Source organism: Bacillus cereus ATCC 14579 (assembly GCF_000007825.1).
In the GTDB taxonomy this organism is placed as follows: Bacteria; Bacillota; Bacilli; order Bacillales; family Bacillaceae_G; genus Bacillus_A; species Bacillus_A cereus.
On record NC_004722.1, the window covers coordinates 2477297 to 2495999 of the forward strand.

An 18703-nucleotide genomic window follows, 5' to 3' on the forward strand; every position below is an offset into this window, starting at 1 on the left:
AACGTAATAATAGAAGATAAGAAAAGTGAATAAGTGATTGTAAACAATGGATTGTTGGACGACTATGTTTTATGTTATTCGTTTAAATCTGATACTTGGCACACTATTGCTTTTAAGAAGGTAATAGTAATAAAGAAATTTTTAAAATGATAGAAGTAGTAAAGGGGATAAGAGAAATGAAAAAAATATTTAGTGTGCTTTTAGTGTTATTCTTAACATTTTCTACATGGTCTAGTGTATTAGTAAAGGCAGATTCACCATCTAAAGGTACTTTAACGATTCATAAGTATGAACAAGAAAAAGATGGAGCGCAGGGACTAGAAGGTGACGGTTCTGCAAATCAAGAGGTGCCAAAAGATGTGAAACCATTAAAAGGTGTAACGTTTGAAGTGAAAAGGGTTGCTTCTTTTGAAAAAATTTCAAACGATGGGAAAATCGTAAAAGAAGACGTAAAACCTGTAATGGGAGCCACTCCAAATCAAGTAGTAACAGATGATAACGGACAAGCTGTATTAAAAGATCTTCCGCTAGGACGTTATGAGGTGAAAGAAGTGGCAGGACCTCCACATGTGAATCTAAATCCCAATACGTATACAGTGGATATCCCATTAACGAATAAAGAGGGTAAGGTGCTAAACTATGATGTTCACATGTATCCCAAAAATGAGATTAAACGTGGTGCAGTGGATTTAATAAAAACTGGTGTAAATGAAAAAGCATTAGCAGGTGCAGTATTCTCTTTATTTAAAAAAGACGGTACAGAAGTGAAAAAAGAGTTAGCAACAGATGCTAATGGCCATATCCGAGTGCAAGGATTGGAGTATGGAGAATACTATTTCCAAGAAACAAAAGCTCCGAAAGGCTATGTAATAGATCCAACTAAACGTGAGTTTTTTGTTAAGAACTCCGGAACAATTAATGAAGATGGAACTATTACTTCTGGTACAGTAGTTAAAATAGAAGTGAAAAACAATGAAGAACCAACAATTGATAAAAAAATTAACGGAAAATTGGAAGCGTTACCAATAAATCCGTTAACTAATTATAATTATGATATTAAAACATTAATTCCAGAAGACATTAAGGAATACAAAAAATATGTGGTAACAGATACTTTGGATAATCGTTTAGTGATTCAAGGAAAGCCAATCGTGAAAATTGATGGAGCAGAAGTAAATGCAAACGTTGTTGAGGTAGCTATAGAAGGTCAAAAAGTAACAGCTACAGTAAAAGATTTCACAAAATTAGATGGTAAAAAAGAATTTCATTTGCAAATTAAATCCCAAGTAAAAGAAGGAGTACCATCTGGTTCGGAAATTTTAAATACAGCAAAAATACATTTTACAAATAAAAATGATGTAATTGGAGAAAAGGAATCTAAACCTGTAGTTGTTATTCCGACAACTGGAATAATTGAGTTAACAAAAATTGATAGTGCTAATAAGAATAAATTAAAAGGTGCAGAGTTTGTACTTAAAGATAATAATGGAAAAATAGTTGTCGTAGCAGGAAAAGAAGTAACAGGTGTATCAGATGAAAATGGTGTTATTAAATGGTCTAACATTCCATATGGAGACTATCAAATTTTTGAAACGAAAGCACCGACATATACAAAAGAAGATGGTACAAAAACTTCTTATCAATTATTAAAAGACCCCATTGATGTAAAGATTAGCGAAAATAATCAAACGGTTAAATTAACGATAGAAAATAATAAAAGTGGATGGATTCTTCCGGTAACGGGTGGTATAGGAACGACTCTTTTTACTGTAATAGGCCTTACTTTAATGCTTACAGCGGCATTTGTTTTCTTTAGAAAAAAGTTTGCTAGAAATTAAGATTTTAGGAACATGTAACCATATGAAAAGAGGAGAAGCAAAATGCTTCCCTCTTTTCGATATTTAAGCATATACAGAGGTGGAAATATGAAACGAAATCTTGTTTTGGGAGGTATTTTTTTATTTGGATTAGGTATTTTTTTATATCCTACTATTAGTAATTGGTTGGCGACCCGTGCACATTATTCTGAGATTAGCTCTTACGATAAGAAGATTAAAGCATTACAAAAGAAAGAAGTCGAACGTAGGGAAAAAGAAGCAGCCGAATATAATAAACAAGTTCAAACTTCCACGAAAACATTTACAGATCCATTTTCTGAAAAAAAAAGTAATCATCAAGCGTATGCTGATGCGTTAAATTTAGGAGATGTAATGGGGTATATTGAAATATCGAAAATTAATATAAAACTGCCAATCTATCAAGGGACCTCTGAGGAAGTATTGAGTCGCGGGATAGGTCATTTAGATTTTTCTTCGCTCCCGGTAGGTGGAGAAAATACGCACACTATTTTAACAGGGCATCGTGGTTTACCATCAGCAAAATTATTTACAGATTTAGATAAGTTGAGCAAAGGAGATCTTTTTTATCTTCATTCTTTAGACAAAGTTCTTGCTTATAAAGTAGATCAAATTAAAGTAGTGTTACCACACGAAACGGACGATCTACAAATTGTACAAAATAAAGATTATACAACTTTAATTACGTGTACGCCTTATGGAATAAACACCAATAGATTGCTAGTTCGAGGTGAGCGTGTGGAGTTAAACGAGAAAGAAAAACAAAAAGTGAGTACAGAGATAGTTATATTTAATAAGTGGACTGTAATAGTTACAATCCTATTGTTATGTGTGTTTCTAGTCGAAATTTATAAGAAAAGGTTTACTTGATAGAATGTATGTATTTATCCTGTATTAATGGGAAGTGGGACCGGAAATTCAAAGATAAGTAAAGAAGGTATATAGGAGATGAAGTAAATCATCATTAATAAAAATTTCATTTTATTCGACTATAGAAAAAATACGGTAAAGGTGGGAACAAAGGAATTGAGGCTACGATTAAAGCTGGTAAGTATTCATTTTATTGTTTTGTTAATGTTAAGTGTAAGTTTTGTCGTATATGTACCAAAAGAAGCATATGGATCCACGACTAACTTAGAAGGTCTAGGAGATATATCGCGTTATAATGCTGTTGTCTTTGGTAACCATAAAGCAATAGGTGGCGACATTGAAGGAGCAATTGCAGTTCAAGGTGATATGGATGCATCGGGGTATACGATTGTAGGTGCTGCAGCGGGAACATCTAATATAGTAGGTGAAAAATGGGGTGATGAGGGATATCCGTCCTTGTTATTTTCTGGAAAATTTAAGAAATCAAGAGAAGAATCTTTTATCATTCAAAACGGAATAGTCGTAATGACAAAAGAGAGTGATCCAGATCGCATCATACAATCCTCTTATGATCGTATCGTTTATAAAGAAAAACTAGAAATTGACGCGAAATTTAATGAATTTCGCAATATAGTGAACCAAGTCAGTAAAAATGCAGGTCAATATAAAACGAATACCCCAATTCCAAATATGAAGTCACCTGGAATCGGAAAAGATATAAACAATCCTAATATTTATGTTTCATCAGAATTGACAGGGAAAATTAATTTAGATATAAGAGATGTATTTTTACCAAATGCTAAGGACAAAGATTTTATTGTTATGTATTCGGATGCAACAGAGGTTACATTTAAAAATGGGTCTATTCTATATGACACGAACAATATTGGAAGGGCTACAGATATAGTTCCTACATCACAACCATATTCTCCTAATTCCCCGTTTACTGAGCTATATGGGAAAGTGATTTGGGTTTTTCCAAATGCGAAAAAAATTATAACAGAGGGATATGGTGTCGTTGGTAGTGTGTTTGCCCCCAATGCTGTATTAGAAACAAAAGGCGGTTCGATTAATGGACAAGCATTTGTCGGTGCGGTACAACAAACTGGTGGATTTGAATTTCACAATTTCAAATTTAACTGGCAACATTGGAACAAGCCTAGTACAGGAAAAGTAAAAATAAAAAAGGTTGATAGTAATAATGATAATAAAAAATTGGAGGGAGCAAAGTTTAAAATTGAAGATTCAAAAGGAAAAATAGTTGGAGAACTAGTAACAAATGAAGAAGGAGAAGCGATATCAAAAGACTTACCAATAGGAAACTATACCGTAGTGGAAGTAGAAGCACCTAAAGGTTACGAATTATTAAAAGATAACATAACTGTAAAAATAGAAAAAGATGCAGTAGTAGAAATTAAAATAGGAAATAAGAAATTGCCAGATCCAATGGGGAAAATGAAGCTTGTGAAAGTAGACATAAGTGATAAAAATAAAAAACTAGCAAGGGCAAAGTTTCATATAGAAGATTCAAAAGGAAAAATAGTTGGAGAACTAGTAACAAATGAAGAAGGAGAAGTAATATCAAAAGACTTACCAATAGGAAACTATACCTTAGTGGAAGTAGAAGCACCTAAAGGTTACGAATTATTAAAAGAAAAAATAACTGTAAAAATAGAAAAAGATGCAGTAGTAGAAATTAAAATAGGAAATAAGAAATTGCCAGATCCAATGGGGAAAATGAAGCTTGTGAAAGTAGACATAAGTGATAAAAATAAAAAACTAGCAAGGGCAAAGTTTCATATAGAAGATTCAAAAGGAAAAATAGTTGGAGAACTAGTAACAAATGAAGAAGGAGAAGTAATATCAAAAGACTTACCAATAGGAAACTATACCTTAGTGGAAGTAGAAGCACCTAAAGGTTACGAATTATTAAAAGAAAAAATAACTGTAAAAATAGAAAAAGATGCAGTAGTAGAAATTAAAATAGGAAATAAGAAATTGCCAGATCCGACTGGGCAATTTGAAATTGAAAAAGTTGATGATATGGATAGTGAATTAAAGCTAAAAGGCGCTGTATTTCAAGTGTTAGATAAAGAAGGGAAAGAAGTTAGTAGATTAATAACGGATGAAAAAGGAAAGGTGATTTCCAACCAATTAGCAATTGGAAAGTATACGATTAAAGAAATAAAAGCACCGAACGGATACATGTTACTTAGAGATCCAATAGAAATAGAAATTACAGAAGCAGTAAAGACACAAAAAATAACAGTGAAAAATGCGAAGAATAATTGGGTAATTCCTAATACTGGTGGGAGTGGAACAACAATTTTTTACGTAATTGGTATTATGCTAATGTTTGCTGTGCTATATTTCTATAAGAAAAATCGTATATTATGAACTAATTTTATAGAGTTAGACAGATCGTTGCGTTAGAGAGTTTTTAGGACATGAGTTCGGTATTGTACTGGACTCATGTTACTAAATTTGTTGAAGGAGGAAGGATAATAGTAAACATAGAATATGTTAATGAATTAAAATATTCAAGAGGTGAACATGGTGGCAATAAAACAAGACGAAATTAAAGTAGTTGTCGGAGCTGGAGTGTTTAATAATAATCCAGGTTGGATTCAAACGCAAGAAGATGAACTTAACTTACTAGATAAAGCTACGTGGGAAGGAAGATTTGAATACAACTCTATTTCAGCTATTTTAGCTGAGCATGTATGGGAACACCTTACTTTTGAAGAAGGTGTAAGAGCAGCTGAAATTTGTTATGAATTTTTAAAACCATCTGGTCATATTCGGTGCGGAGTCCCTGATGCATTCTTTCAGGATGAGGCATATCAAAATATAGTTCAAATAGGGGGCCCCGGTCCGAAAGATCATCCAGCAGCAAGTCATAAAATCGTTCATAATTATATAACATTAACGAAAATGTTTGAAACTGCTGGATTCGAGGTAGTTTTACTTGAATATTGTGATGAAAATGGTCGGTTTTATTACAACGAATGGGATGCAAACGACGGTGTTATTTTCCGTTCGAAAAGGTATGATTCTAGAAATAAAGGCGATAAACTTGGTTTTCCATCGCTAATTGTCGATGCGATTAAGCGCTAATCATTCAACAAAAAAGGAGTTAATCCTATGATTTCATAAGTCGCAAATGCGGCTTTTTTATTTGTACATAAATCTATATTTAATTTTCAATATTATATAACTCGATTTAGAAAATATTTAAGTTTTTCTCAGCACCATTCACTTTAAATTAACACTTCGTTGACATAAATATTTATTTTATATTTATATTCGTGTAAAATGAAATGGGAACATATATTCTATATAAGGAGACAATCAAAATGATAGCTGAAATTAGGAAACTAACTGATGGATATATTGTAAAATTTGAACGCCAATTTCCATATACGGCAGAAGAAGTTTGGTCTGTATTAACAGAAAACAGTAAGCTGAAAAAATGGATGCCCAATTTACAGATTGAAAGCCTTAAAACTGCTGGAATAATAAAGTTCGACATGATGGGCGGTTCATTCATAAATATTGATATTTTAGAGTGTCAACTAAACTCAGTACTTGAATTTACTTGGGATAAAGACCGTGTCAGATTTGAAATACATAATGAGGAAAATGGTACTCTTTTACTTCTTAAAGAGTACATTCATGAATTAACAGATCATACACCGAGAGATGTAGCTGGTTGGCATATTTGTTTAAATCTTTTTTCTTTCGTTTTAGAAGGAGAAGAGAAAGAATTTTCTAAAGATGAATGGCAACAGTGGTTTGAAATATACAAGGATAAGATTCATGAAGTGAGAGGATAATTGCATAATAGGTAATATTCATTATGTAATTATTATATTGTAAAAATGCTTTTGTGAATAAATAAGAATAGAGGTTAATATGAAAGTAAATCAATTAATTGCTAATAACATAAATAAATTAGATGCAACTATACCGTTTAATAAATCGTTTGGAATTGCTGGTTTATCTGGATCGGGTAAAACAACTTTTTGCCAAACAATTGGTGAAGAATCAAAAAAACGATTAGTTTCTTTATTACCAAAGGCTGAATATCAATATTTATTTCCTAACATTATGGAAACAAATTTTAGTGCCATTAAGATGGAAGAAATGCCTTTAGTACTTTTTCTAGGAAAATCATCGATTTCGTCTAATCCGCGTTCAACGATTGGTACTCATACTGGTGTTTTTACAGAGGTTCGGGAAAAACTTGCTGAAGTATTTAATCTTTCTCCAGAGGTCTTTTCATTTAATAATCAATTAGGCTGGTGTACTGGTTGTAAAGGCCGTGGTACTACAAAAAATGTTGAGTGTAAAAAATGTAAGGGAAAACGTTATAGTGAAGAAATTGAACAACATGAAATTGATTTGTTGGCCAAGCCACATTCAATTTCAAATATTAATGATTTAAGTGTTGAATCTATTCTTTCACTAGCAAAAGAATTGAATATTAGTGAAGAAAAACAGCATATACTGCAAAATATTATTAATATGAACATTGGTTATTTAACATTAAATCGAATTATGGGTACGTTGTCAGGTGGAGAGTTAACACGACTTTATTTGGCTGAATTCATGGCAGTAAGTGAAAATGCTGTAATTATTATTGATGAGATTTCAGTTGGACTTGATCATGAAACATTATTACAAATTTTAGAAGAGATTAAACGATTAGGGTGTAAAAATCAAATTTGGCTTATTGATCATTCAGATACAGTACTAGATACATCTGATGAGCAATTGTTCTTTGGACCTGGTAGCGGAAAATATGGCGGGAAAATTGTGGAAGAATCACCAAGACCAAAGTCAATACTGTGGGATCGAAATAAAGAAATACCAACAGAATTTTATACATTCTATGATTTATATTGCCGTAATATCCAAATAGCTGAGTTTCAAATTCCTAAAAACAGGCTTGTAACAGTTACAGGAGAATCAGGATGTGGGAAATCTACACTTGTCAACGAATGTCTAGCTACAGATTTTTTGAAACGATATCCAAAAGATAAATTAGTTATGGTAGGACAAGACCGAAATCAATCAATTACAAGTCGATCAACTGTAGCAACTTTCCTAGATATTAAAAAGAAACTGACAAAGTATAGTGAAGACATTGATGATATTTTTGAGCGCTCGATTGAGGATATTATTGATGAACTTCCAAATGAAGATATCGCTTATAAACGTTTGAGCCTACTAATTAAATTAGGACTTGGCTATTTAACATTAGAGAGAAAAACACAAACATTATCGACAGGTGAGTTTCAATGTGTTCATTTAGTTTCGGAATTATTTGCAAACACTAGAAATCCACATACATTATTCATTTTTGATGAGCCTTCAAAAGGTTTATCACAAAATATTTTAAATCAATTTATCGATAGTATTAGAGGTATTCTGCAAGATGAATCAGTTTCTATCATTATGATTGAGCATAATCGTTACATGTTAGAAAGCTCTGATTATATAGTTGATTTTGGAAAAAGGCAGAATGAATCTGTAGAGCATTTGGATGTTGTTAATCATGAGGGTTACTATCGTCAAAAAAGTAATGTGAATAGCACAAAGAAAATAAATATCTCTTCAATGCTTAAGCAGAAAAAAGGAGTTCACTATTTAGAAGAAAATCATATTAACTATTTTAAAAATGCCGAAAATGTTTATAAGGGCGGTATTTTAAAAAGTTTATCATCAATGGCTAGGTTAATTTATGGTGAATATGAATCTGATACAATCGCACCTGTTATTGCTATTGATCTTGAAAGACATTTATATAGTCAATATAGTTTCTTATATGAGATTGGGGGATTAATTAATCATATTGTAGCTGCTCATCCAATTAATAAAGATACGAGAAGTTTTGATTTCTATTCACAGGACAATCATTGTCCATCTTGTTCTGGACGTCTTCAAATTGAAGTTTTTGATAAAGATATTGCCATTCAAGATAAAAGTGTTCCATTTTGGGATGGGCTATTCGATCCAGAAATCATGAAGGTATTAAAATTTTATCAGCATGAAAAAATAGAATTTCTATTCGAAGAAATAAAAAATGAGCTTGGTCACGATTTGTCAAAGAGCTATAATGATATGTCAGAAGAAGAAAAGCATACGTTTTGGTACGGATATTTTGAAAAATCATTTTATGATAAAAAAGGAAAGACACGTAGAACATGGGTAGGGTTTAATACAATTATTGGTGGGTATATTGTTATTTCAAAAGCACCTATTAAAGAAGAAATTAAGAGTTCAAAAAAAATGATGAAATGTCCAATTTGTGAGGGGACGGTTTTAAATCATCATAAACCACTTAAATTTGGTAACGTAGATATTCGTGAAATAATCAATCAGCCTATTAATAAAGTATTGAAAACAGTTGGTGATTTACCGGCACTTGTTACATTGAAGTCTATTGTTGGTGGCGATATGGTATTGACAGAAGATGTTTCTTTATTGCTAAGAAAAGCACAAGTTGCACTGAAGATGTTTGAATTAGAACAAGCAAGCTTTTCAAACTATGAAATGGTGTTACAAAATGTCTTACCATTCTGGAACGAAATAAAAGGAAATATCGAATCCATTAGTGTTAATAATCAAGTAACTGTTTGTGATTTCCCTAATGTTTATGAAACGAGAGAAACCATTATAGATAAGTATTTCACAAATGGTAAATATAAAAAACTTACGTATGTATACGAAGCGTTTGGATACAAAAAATTAGTTACCCAAATTAATAAAATTAAAAAGAGTAATCCATGTCCATTTTGTAAAGGTAAGAAAGTGATAACCGAAGATAATCTACATGATGGTGTCTTTAAACTAACAATTCCATGTGTAACTTGTAATGCAAGTGGTATTAATGACGAAGGGTTAAAAGAAGTTGTTGAGGGCGTGGATGTACAAACGTGGTTAACTGGAAAAGTAAGTGATGTTGTGAATGAAAGCTTATTAACAGAAGCTGTTGGACAAATACCAATTTTTAATCGCATACGTGAGTTGGATAAACGAGATATGATAGCGGTTTATGAATGTCTTGAGAAAAATAACTAGTGATGGATTTGTCAATTGCAGTAGTCATAAAAACAGGAATATAGGTTTTTAATTATATAAATATAACATGTTAAATTGTTATTTAAATCGTTAAAAATAGTTGACCCTCACACAATGTCATTGTTTAAGATAAAGTTGAGCTTCAAAGTAGATGTAACTTATAGGAGGAAATCATGTTTAAAATAGGGGATTTTTCAAAACTATCTTCCATTAGTATACGAATGTTGAGACACTACGATAAAGTGGAATTACTACAACCAGTAAAAGTCGATGAGCAGAGTGGATATCGATTTTATTCAGCAGACCAATTAAAAAAAGTAAATCAAATTCAAACGTTAAAAGCTATGGGGTTTAATATTGCTACCATCAAAGAAATAATAGAATGCGATAATATAGATACCATAAAAGAGCAATTTTTAAATCGTAGTGCTCAAATTAAAGAAGACATGAATAACCTCCAAAAACAATTACGTCTCCTCGAAGACTCAATGAAAACGATGAGAGAGGATGTTGTTGAGATGAATTATCATGTTTCAATAAAAGAAATTCCAGAAAGAACTGTAGCTAGTGTTAGAAAGATTATTCCATCGTATAATTGCGAAGGTGATTTATGGAGTGTATTAATGCAAGAAATTCAAATGAAAAATATTAGTATTGCCCAACCGAGTTATAGTATTGCGGTTTTCCATGATCATGAATACAAAGAAAATGATGTAGATGTAGAAATACAGCTAAGTATTCTAGGTAAGCACGAAAATACAAAAGACGTTACATTTAAAAATATGGAATCGACTAATGTAGCTTCTATAACAGTTAATGGAAGTTATGAACAGATGACAGCTGTAAATGAGGCTGCGGCAAAATGGATTGAGACAGAGGGTTACAAATTAGCAGGCCCGATGTTTAATATTTATCATGTGAGCCCAGCGATGGAATTGGATCCTAATAAGTGGGTTACAGAAGTTTGTTATCCAATAAACAAATAAGTAATAAAAAAAGGCATGTTTTATGCCTTTTTTTATTTTGTTAATATCTCAAAATGTATAATTTTTCCTCTTTACAGTTTTCGTATCGGACTACATAAGGCAATAAAGACTTCAATTATTTTAGTAAAAGCAGCTAAAGCAAATATAAATACAGGATTGTAGGCTGAAATAATTCCACCTACTAATGCCCCCAATGGCATAGATAATCGTGTAAGTACACGAGAAAAACCTAAAACACGTCCTTGCAAATTGGATGGAACAGTTTCCTGCCGAATTGATGTAACAATCGTATTCCATGTGATATTACATGTCATCGCGATTCCGAAAGCAATTCCAGGAGCAAGCCAATATGTACTCCATAAAGCAAATGTTAATCCAAGCGCTCCAAAAAATAGGAGTAAAGGAATAAGTATACCACGTCGAAATTTCTTTTCTAAAGGAACGGCAATTAAGCTTCCTAAAAGCCCACCTATTCCTATTAAAGTATAATTATAACCACTTTGTGCGGAGGTAAGATTTAATGTCGATAATAAATAATACATAAGTACACCTAAAACAGCACTTGCTCCAAAGTTACCTACCATAGCTTGAAGTGACAAAGCTATATTTAACCGATCATTTATGAGCCATTTAAATCCATCAAACAAATCATTTAGTACATTTTGCAATGTTTTTTTATCAGTATTCTTTTTATTTAAGTTTTTCATAGAAGGTAATATAATCACAGCAATTAATGTAGCAATAAATGAAAGAACATTAATCCAAAGTACTTGAAAGCCGCCAATAAAAGATATGAAAAGCCCAGCTATGATTGGACCAAACAAACTAGCCAATTGATTAACCATTTGATATAAAGAATTAGCCTTCGTTAATGATGCACCTGCGATGTGTGGAATGACTGTAACTGTTGTTACATCAAAAAGCATGGACATAACTGCTAAGATAAAAGTAATTACGTATAAATGCCAGACTTCTAATAGATGTAATGCATGTAGAATTGGTACGAGACTTACTAAAATAATATTGATAATATCCGCCATCCAAAGTAACTTTTTTCGATCATATCGATCAACTAGTACACCAACTAAAGGGCCAAATAAAACGATTGGCAATACGTTAACAGCAAATAAAGAACCCATAATTACAGCTGAACCAGTTAATTGATAGGCAATCCAAGGCAGTGCAAAAGTATATAGTGAATCCCCGATTCGTGAAATGAGTAAACCAAAAATAAAAATCTTGTATTCTTTTGAAAAAGTTGTCTTGACAGTTAATCTTCGTTCTTGTACAAATTTCACAATTATATGACCTCCCTTTTTTATAGAGGAATTTGAAAATAATCCGTCCAATACGTATTAAATATAGAATTCTGTAAGAAGTTGTTGAATCCTACTTTATAATATTGATTTTATATAAAATTGTAGGGAATAGAAATTAGGGCGGTTTTTATGCGAGGAGACGGAATGATTTGAGAACAAAAGGGGTTGCTGGATAAAGAGTTAATCTTATGACCTTTTCCGCAATTATTGTTGTTAGCAGAACTTTTGAAAGAAGATCCTACATTAATATATCCCTTTTTTAGTTAATAATAGCCTCCTTAATACTAGTTAATACAAGGAGGCATTAAATTTTTAATAATTAATGGTATGTGTACCCTCCATCAGGAAATAATACATTACCCGTAGTAAAACTATTTTGCATTAAATATAGGACAGTATGTGCAATTTCATCATTAAATCCAGCTCGTTGTACAAGTGAAAGAGATTTATAAGCTTCGTAAGCAACTAGTCTATTTTCATTTTGTTCATTTTCTCTTTGTATTGTTCCAGGAGAAACCACATTAACTCTAATAGGAGCTAATTCCACAGCTAAAGCCTTCCCTAAACTTTCAATAGCACCATTGCAAGCTCCATAAGCAGGAGCGCCTTTAAGTGGTCTTTGACTAAATGCACCAGACATTAACACAATCGATCCAGAGTTTGAAAGAAAAGGAATTGCATATTTTACGGCATAATATTGAGGCCAAAACTTTCCGATGAAGCTACTTTCAGCAATTTCCTCTGTAGAGGTAATCGGTCCAAGTGTGTAAGAGGCTCCCGGTGTGAATAAATGATCAAAGTTCCCAACTATCTTGAAAAAATTTTGTAATTGCTCTTTATTTTGATTATCCAATATATAAGTTTGAAGATGATTGTTATTTATTACTTCTCGAGCAACTTTTAATTTTTCTTCCGAGCGTCCGGCAATAATAACATGTGCGCCTTGTTTAATTGCTTGTGTTGCTGTTGCTAATCCAATACCAGAACTCCCGCCAATGATAACAATACGGCTATTTTTTAATGTAGTAATAGACATATTTTAGCCACTCCTTTAATAAAAAATTTAGAATATAACTAACTGTGCTATGCTTTTATTATTCGCTAAAAGGGAGCAAGTGAAAAGTACGCACTTTATATGTACATAGTCGCAAATTTCGTACTAATCGCTATACATGCGGATAAGTAATAGGAAAAATTTCTAAATATGGTTTATCCGGCATTCACGGGCAGTAAAACTCTCACCTCAAAGTTAGGAAAATGCAAGGAAGTTAGGTAAGAGATCAATTGCCCGTAAAAGCTCGATTGGTTCAACTAATAATCAGTGTGGGATGAACAAAACCCCCACTGATTAAAGTTTCACTTTATGATATCTGAGGAGAGGTGAGAAAAATGGATTTACAAGAACCGAAGTTAAAAGGGGTAATAGCAACATTACAAATAATCGGTGGGAAATGGAAGTCACTCATTTTGTTTATTTTGCTAACAGATGGAATGAAACGTTTTGGTGAATTAAAGCGATTGATACCAGATATATCTCAAGGGACGTTAGCGAAGCAATTACGTGAATTAGAGCAAGATCAACTAATAAAACGCGAAATTTATCAAGAAATACCACCTAAAGTAGAATATTGCTTAACTGAACATGGAAAAACAGTCAGTACTGTTTTGGATAGTATGTGTAGTTGGGGAAGAGGGCATTTAGAATATATAGATAAAGATAAACCATAAAAATGTTATGTAAACTTATTGTAGTGTGAAGGGAAATGTTGTTTTAATAATTTGTATTTTATAATATATAATTAAAGAGTGTCGTAGGTTATTATACATATTTAATTTATTTTTACAAAGGGGAAGTAATAAGATGAACGAATTAGAGTATAAAAGCTTCTATGATAAAGTAGGAAGATTAAATGGATGGGATTTTAGCAAAATAAAATGTGAAACTGTAGGAGATACATGGGACTTTTATAGTGAGGTAAAAGAAAGGTGTAAACCATCACATATTTTACTTGATGTTGGTACAGGCGGAGGAGAAAATGTACTTAACATAGCATCATCAGCTAAATTGTTGATTGGAATTGATAATTCTAACGGCATGATTGCAACGGCACATTCTAACTTGAAAAAATCAGGTGTACAAAATGTTGAGTTTCTTCAAATGGGTTCTGAAGCTTTAACATTTCCACATGCACATTTTGATATTGCTTCAAGTTGTCATGCCCCGTTTCTGGCATCTGAGTTAGCGAAAGTAATGAAAAAGGGTGCCTTTTTCTTAACACAACAAGTAAGTGAGAATGATAAATTAAACCTGAAAGAAGCATTTGGTAGAGGACAATGCTTAGGTGAACGGGATGGTACTTTAAAAGAAAATTATATGAATGAACTTATTAGTGCAGGATTTGATCTCGTGCAAGTACGTGAATATGATGTTACTGATTATTACAGTAGGTCTGAAGATCTCATTTTCTTATTAAAACATACCCCTATTATTCCTAGATTCGGAGAACAGGAAGAGGATTTTACTATTTTACAAAAGTTCATTGATACGTATAGTTCTGAAAAAGGGATTCGTACGAATTCAAAAAGATTTATGATTATTGCTGTTAAATTATAATGTATTTTAGTGTAAAAGCTGCTTTTCATTTAAAGAAAAGCAGCTTTTTGTGTGGAAAAGAATACAGGAAATACTTGAAAATAATAGAAATAAATAAAGTGTAAATTAAAAAATCAAAATATGGAGGATAAATGTTTTGAAACGTTACTATATTAGCAATGAAAAAATAAATGTACATATTACTGAATGGGGGAATAATGACAAGCCCGTTATCTTTTGTTTACATGGATTAGGTAGTACGAGTTTAAGTTTTATAGAAATTGCTGAGGAATTAAAAGAAGAGTATAGATTTATCTCCGTTGATGCACCTGGACATGGTAAAACACCGCCATTTGAAAGAACAGAAGATTATGAGATGCACAATTTAGCAAATTGGTTAAATGAAATAATAAATGAATTGAGAATCAAATACTTCTATTTTCTATCACATTCATGGGGAAGTTTTGTAGCGTTATTTTATTTGTTAAATCATCCAGAAAAAGTACAAGGAAGTATTCTTATTGATGGTGGATATCAAACAAAAAGGCTTCGAGAAGAAACGTTGGAAGAAGAAATTGCTTATTATGAAAAGGACTTTGATAAATATGTTTTTAATAATTGGGACGAATTTTTCAAAAGTGAAAAAGAAGCTTATACTAGATGGTCTTCATTGTTAGAAGTTGCTGTAAAGGATCTAGGGATCGAAATGGATAATAAAGTATGGTGGCATGCCAGGGGGAATACAGCTAGTAATATAATAAGAGGTATGCATAAAGATGAAACAATAGATATATATGAGAAGCTACCGGCTAATATTGTATTACTTCGAGCTACAGTCCCACAAGTTTGGGCGGATTATAGAGATAAGACAGTAAATGTTTTTAAAGAGAAAACGGACAGTATAGTAAAAGTAATTCCTGATACTACACACATGTTGCACTGGGATAAACCAGAAATTGTTATAGCGGAAATAAAAAATAATTGGAGCTAACATATTCATACTAAAGTTGTAGTTTCTATATGAAAAATCCATCCTTCCGTTTGATTTTATCTATTTATAAGTGTAATACAATACGAATAGATAATAAGAAATGAGGGGGAATGTAAAGTGATTACACATATATCAGATATAAAACTACAAACGGTTTCCATAGAAGGGGTAAAACAAGTTTATAAGGACATATTATCTTTTCCAATAAAAAAAGAAACAGCATCCTTCATTCAATTTGAAGTAACACCTTATACAACAATTAGTTTTCAAGAAGTGTATGAACCAATCGCACCTGCACATTTTGCTTTTGAAATTCCATATTCAAAATTCCATGAAACAGCAAAATGGTTAAAGGACTCTGGATTACTCATTGTAAAATGGCAAAATGGAAATGTAATTGGTGAAGAGAATGGTCTATTCAATTTATACTTTAAAGACGGAGATGGAAATCTACTCGAAATTATCGCACATAGTTATGTTAAAGAGGATGTATTAGTACCACACTCACCTTTAAACATTTTATACGTAAGGGAAATTGGTCTTCCTGTTAAAAGTGTACCTGTTTTTACGGAATGGTTAAAATCAAATCTAAATATGAAAACGATGGAAGATGGGGATATTTTTAACTTTGTTATAGGTGGCACTGCATATATCGTCGCGACTTGGTGGCAGCGACCTTGGATTCCAATCGCGATGAAAGCTCTATCACCGAAAGTATACGTTTCTTTCGGAACACCAGACGTCGCATTTTTACAGCGAATCCAAAATAACTTTAAGAAAAATAGTGTATCATTTGAATGTAAACGTAATGAAGTATCATTTATTGAGCAAGGATATACATTTTCAATTGTGCATACATCAGAGTTTCATTCTGATATTCCTAAACAATTAAACTTACCGCTTTCTATTTAAGGATGAAAAGCGGTAAGTTTTTTGTATATTCGTGAAGAAGGTTTTAGCTAGGGTTACAGTGAATTTAAAGAGAAGTACAAGGTGTTATTTTAATTTATGTTAAGGGGAGAAATGAAGTGGTTTTAGGTAATCCAATTGCAAAAGGGAATACTGCAGAAATTTATTTAACTGATGATAAGGTTGTAAAATTATTTAAAGATTACCTCCCAGATACAGAGTCTATGAATGAAGCAAAAAAACAAAAATATGCGTATTCATGCGGGCTGCCAGTTCCAAACGTATTTGAAGTAATAAAGATACAAAATAGACAGGCAATTATTATGGAACATGTAAAAGGGGACAACATTGGTGATCTTCTGCTTAATAATTTAAATGAGGCAGAGCGTTATATCGGCCTTTGTGTTAATGAGCAAAAAAAAATCCATGCTATACATGTAAATACAGATGAAATGGAGTTAATGAGGGAAAGGTTAGAGAGTCAAATTAAATCTGTACATAAATTGGATGAAAACAAAAAGAAAAACATATTACTAAAATTAGATTCTATTACATTTGATTTTAGGCTATGTCATGGAGATTTCCATCCATTTAATTTAATTTTGAGTAAGGAAGAGAAAGTGAAAGTTATAGACTGGGTAGATGCTAGTTCAGGGGATATTCGCGCAGATGTATTTCGAACATATTTGTTGTACTCACAATCTTCGGTAGAATTAGCTGAGATGTATTTACATATATATTGCAGTCGTACCGGCTTATCAAGAGATGAAGTTTTTCAATGGGCTCCTATAATTATTGCAGCTAGATTTTCTGAAAAAGTATCACCGCAAAATGAAGTGTATTTGAAAAGATTATTGAATCAGTATTTATAAGTCATAAAAAAGGCTGTCAGCTAATTAATAAATGCTGTTGTTTAACCAAATTTTCCTTGCAGTTAAACAACAGCATTCTTAAATATTGATATAGGTATTCTTATTTTCGATCTTCATCCTATAAAGGTTCATAATCCGTACTTGTTCCTCCGTTAATTCTTCTTTATCCCAATACATATGCATTAAGCTATATTCAAAAATCTCCTTTAATTTAATAAATAACGGAAACTTGTCTTTCATCTCTTTTGGTAGCTCATTTTCCTTTTGGTAGCCTTCAAATAGTGCTTTTGTAATAGAATACTCATAGTCAACGATATTCCCATTTCCAGCAAATGAATATTCTATCGCACTATAAATAGGAACGGCTAAATCGAATATGTAAAAATGTTTTTGGAATGAATCCAAGAGAATATCAACTTAACAAAATGCCTATTCAATCATTTGTTAAACTAAATTTAAATAAAGAAGGGGCGTTTAAAATGAATATTTCTAGAAAAATAGAGTTTGAACAGTTACGAGATAGGAAGAGTGAGCTATTTGATAAAGAGGTACTTAACATATTAAATGGTCAAGTTATGTATGAAGAATTTAAAAACGAAAAGCTAATGGGTGATTCTGATTATGCACCATTTAATGAGGCAATGTGTGTGAACCCTGCTACTACACAAGTTTTTGATGAGGATTTTATTAAAACAAGAGCGGAAGGACATAACAGTTCCGTAGAAAGTTATACAAAAAAGGTTATAGATCCGTTAGAAAAACTTTTTACGAAAAATTATAAATGTATTGTTTTATGGTTTGGTGAAGATATGTTTTGTCAAATGAACCTACTTACCATACTTTCTCACCTTGAACAGTCTGTTTATGAAGGGAAGGTATACTTAAATAGCTTTAGAGAGGATGAATTTAAAGTAAATCAAATTGAACTTGAATTGGGGAAGTATTCTTCTATATACAATGAAGTATTAGTAAACCATAAAAAGACCTCCCATAAGGTACCACCTGTAATGTATCAGGCTATAGACTTATTTTTAGAAATGTTAACAGAAGATAATGCAGTAATGAAATTCATTTCTAAAAATAAAGATTTATCAACTCAAGAATTATTAACGAAGTTGTTTCATCTTTTTCCTACAATCGGATATGGAGATACTCAGTACATAGAACTGATTAATAAAATAAAGAAGAAAGCTACACCAAAAATATAGGTGCAGCTTTCTT

Annotated in this window: 16 protein-coding genes; 13 read left to right on the plus strand and 3 right to left on the minus strand. The window is 32.0% G+C overall.

Translation table 11 applies throughout. The annotated features are described in order from the left end of the window. Nucleotides 1–176: 176 nt before the first annotated feature. From BC_RS12545 to BC_RS12575, 7 genes are all read left to right on the plus strand, one after another. Nucleotides 177–1838, plus strand: a complete 1662-nt coding sequence (locus tag BC_RS12545; RefSeq protein WP_000719303.1) for an LPXTG cell wall anchor domain-containing protein — start codon at nt 177–179, stop codon at nt 1836–1838. 87 nt (nt 1839–1925) lie between these two features. Then, on the plus strand, nt 1926–2726 hold the full coding sequence (locus BC_RS12550) for a class C sortase (RefSeq protein ID WP_000828081.1): 801 nt from the start codon (nt 1926–1928) through the stop codon (nt 2724–2726). 156 nt (nt 2727–2882) lie between these two features. Further along, the gene (locus BC_RS12555; protein ID WP_001239465.1) at nt 2883–5123 is read left to right on the plus strand and encodes a SpaA isopeptide-forming pilin-related protein; all 2241 of its coding nucleotides are present in this window, start codon (nt 2883–2885) and stop codon (nt 5121–5123) included. A 156-nt stretch (nt 5124–5279) separates the two neighbouring features. Next, entirely contained in the window at nt 5280–5843 is a 564-nt protein-coding gene (locus BC_RS12560) for a class I SAM-dependent methyltransferase (RefSeq protein WP_000225731.1), read from the plus strand. 239 nt (nt 5844–6082) lie between these two features. Then, nucleotides 6083–6562 (plus strand): SRPBCC family protein, encoded by a 480-nt coding sequence (locus BC_RS12565; RefSeq protein WP_000559865.1) that lies wholly within the window; start codon nt 6083–6085, stop codon nt 6560–6562. Nucleotides 6563–6641: 79 nt separating this feature from the next. Continuing rightward, on the plus strand, nt 6642–9812 hold the full coding sequence (locus tag BC_RS12570; RefSeq protein WP_000867748.1) for an excinuclease ABC subunit UvrA: 3171 nt from the start codon (nt 6642–6644) through the stop codon (nt 9810–9812). Nucleotides 9813–9985: 173 nt separating this feature from the next. Further along, nucleotides 9986–10798 (plus strand): MerR family transcriptional regulator, encoded by an 813-nt coding sequence (locus tag BC_RS12575; RefSeq protein WP_000472638.1) that lies wholly within the window; start codon nt 9986–9988, stop codon nt 10796–10798. Between the two features lie 71 nt (nt 10799–10869). On the opposite strand, the gene BC_RS12580 is transcribed toward BC_RS12575, so the two are convergent. Both BC_RS12580 and BC_RS12585 read right to left on the minus strand, forming a co-directional pair. Next, entirely contained in the window at nt 10870–12096 is a 1227-nt protein-coding gene (locus tag BC_RS12580; protein ID WP_000673890.1) for an MFS transporter, read from the minus strand. A 340-nt stretch (nt 12097–12436) separates the two neighbouring features. Continuing rightward, complete coding sequence (locus BC_RS12585) at nt 12437–13153, minus strand: SDR family oxidoreductase (RefSeq protein ID WP_000029108.1); 717 nt, start codon at nt 13151–13153, stop codon at nt 12437–12439. A gap of 353 nt (nt 13154–13506) precedes the next feature. Here BC_RS12585 and BC_RS12590 point away from each other — a divergent pair, with 353 nt between their 5' ends. From BC_RS12590 to BC_RS12610, 5 genes are all read left to right on the plus strand, one after another. Beyond that, nucleotides 13507–13845, plus strand: coding sequence for a winged helix-turn-helix transcriptional regulator (locus BC_RS12590; protein ID WP_000365536.1), 339 nt, complete (start codon nt 13507–13509; stop codon nt 13843–13845). A gap of 133 nt (nt 13846–13978) precedes the next feature. Further along, nucleotides 13979–14731: a class I SAM-dependent methyltransferase gene (locus BC_RS12595; protein WP_001003873.1), complete on the plus strand. Its 753-nt coding sequence runs from the start codon at nt 13979–13981 to the stop codon at nt 14729–14731. A 136-nt stretch (nt 14732–14867) separates the two neighbouring features. Then, complete coding sequence (locus BC_RS12600) at nt 14868–15701, plus strand: alpha/beta fold hydrolase (protein WP_000833447.1); 834 nt, start codon at nt 14868–14870, stop codon at nt 15699–15701. Nucleotides 15702–15818: 117 nt separating this feature from the next. Beyond that, the gene (locus tag BC_RS12605; RefSeq protein ID WP_000627924.1) at nt 15819–16613 is read left to right on the plus strand and encodes a VOC family protein; all 795 of its coding nucleotides are present in this window, start codon (nt 15819–15821) and stop codon (nt 16611–16613) included. 116 nt (nt 16614–16729) lie between these two features. After that, nucleotides 16730–17482: an aminoglycoside phosphotransferase family protein gene (locus BC_RS12610; RefSeq protein WP_000242836.1), complete on the plus strand. Its 753-nt coding sequence runs from the start codon at nt 16730–16732 to the stop codon at nt 17480–17482. A gap of 78 nt (nt 17483–17560) precedes the next feature. Here the strand turns inward: BC_RS12610 and BC_RS12615 are convergent, their stop codons facing one another. Further along, a complete protein-coding gene (locus BC_RS12615; RefSeq protein WP_002195523.1) occupies nt 17561–17887 on the minus strand; it encodes a hypothetical protein in 327 nt (108 codons plus the stop codon). Here BC_RS12615 and BC_RS12620 point away from each other — a divergent pair. Further along, nucleotides 17878–18690, plus strand: coding sequence for a hypothetical protein (locus tag BC_RS12620; RefSeq protein ID WP_001069556.1), 813 nt, complete (start codon nt 17878–17880; stop codon nt 18688–18690). The two genes, BC_RS12615 and BC_RS12620, sit on opposite strands and share 10 nt — an antisense overlap. Nucleotides 18691–18703: the final 13 nt, after the last annotated feature.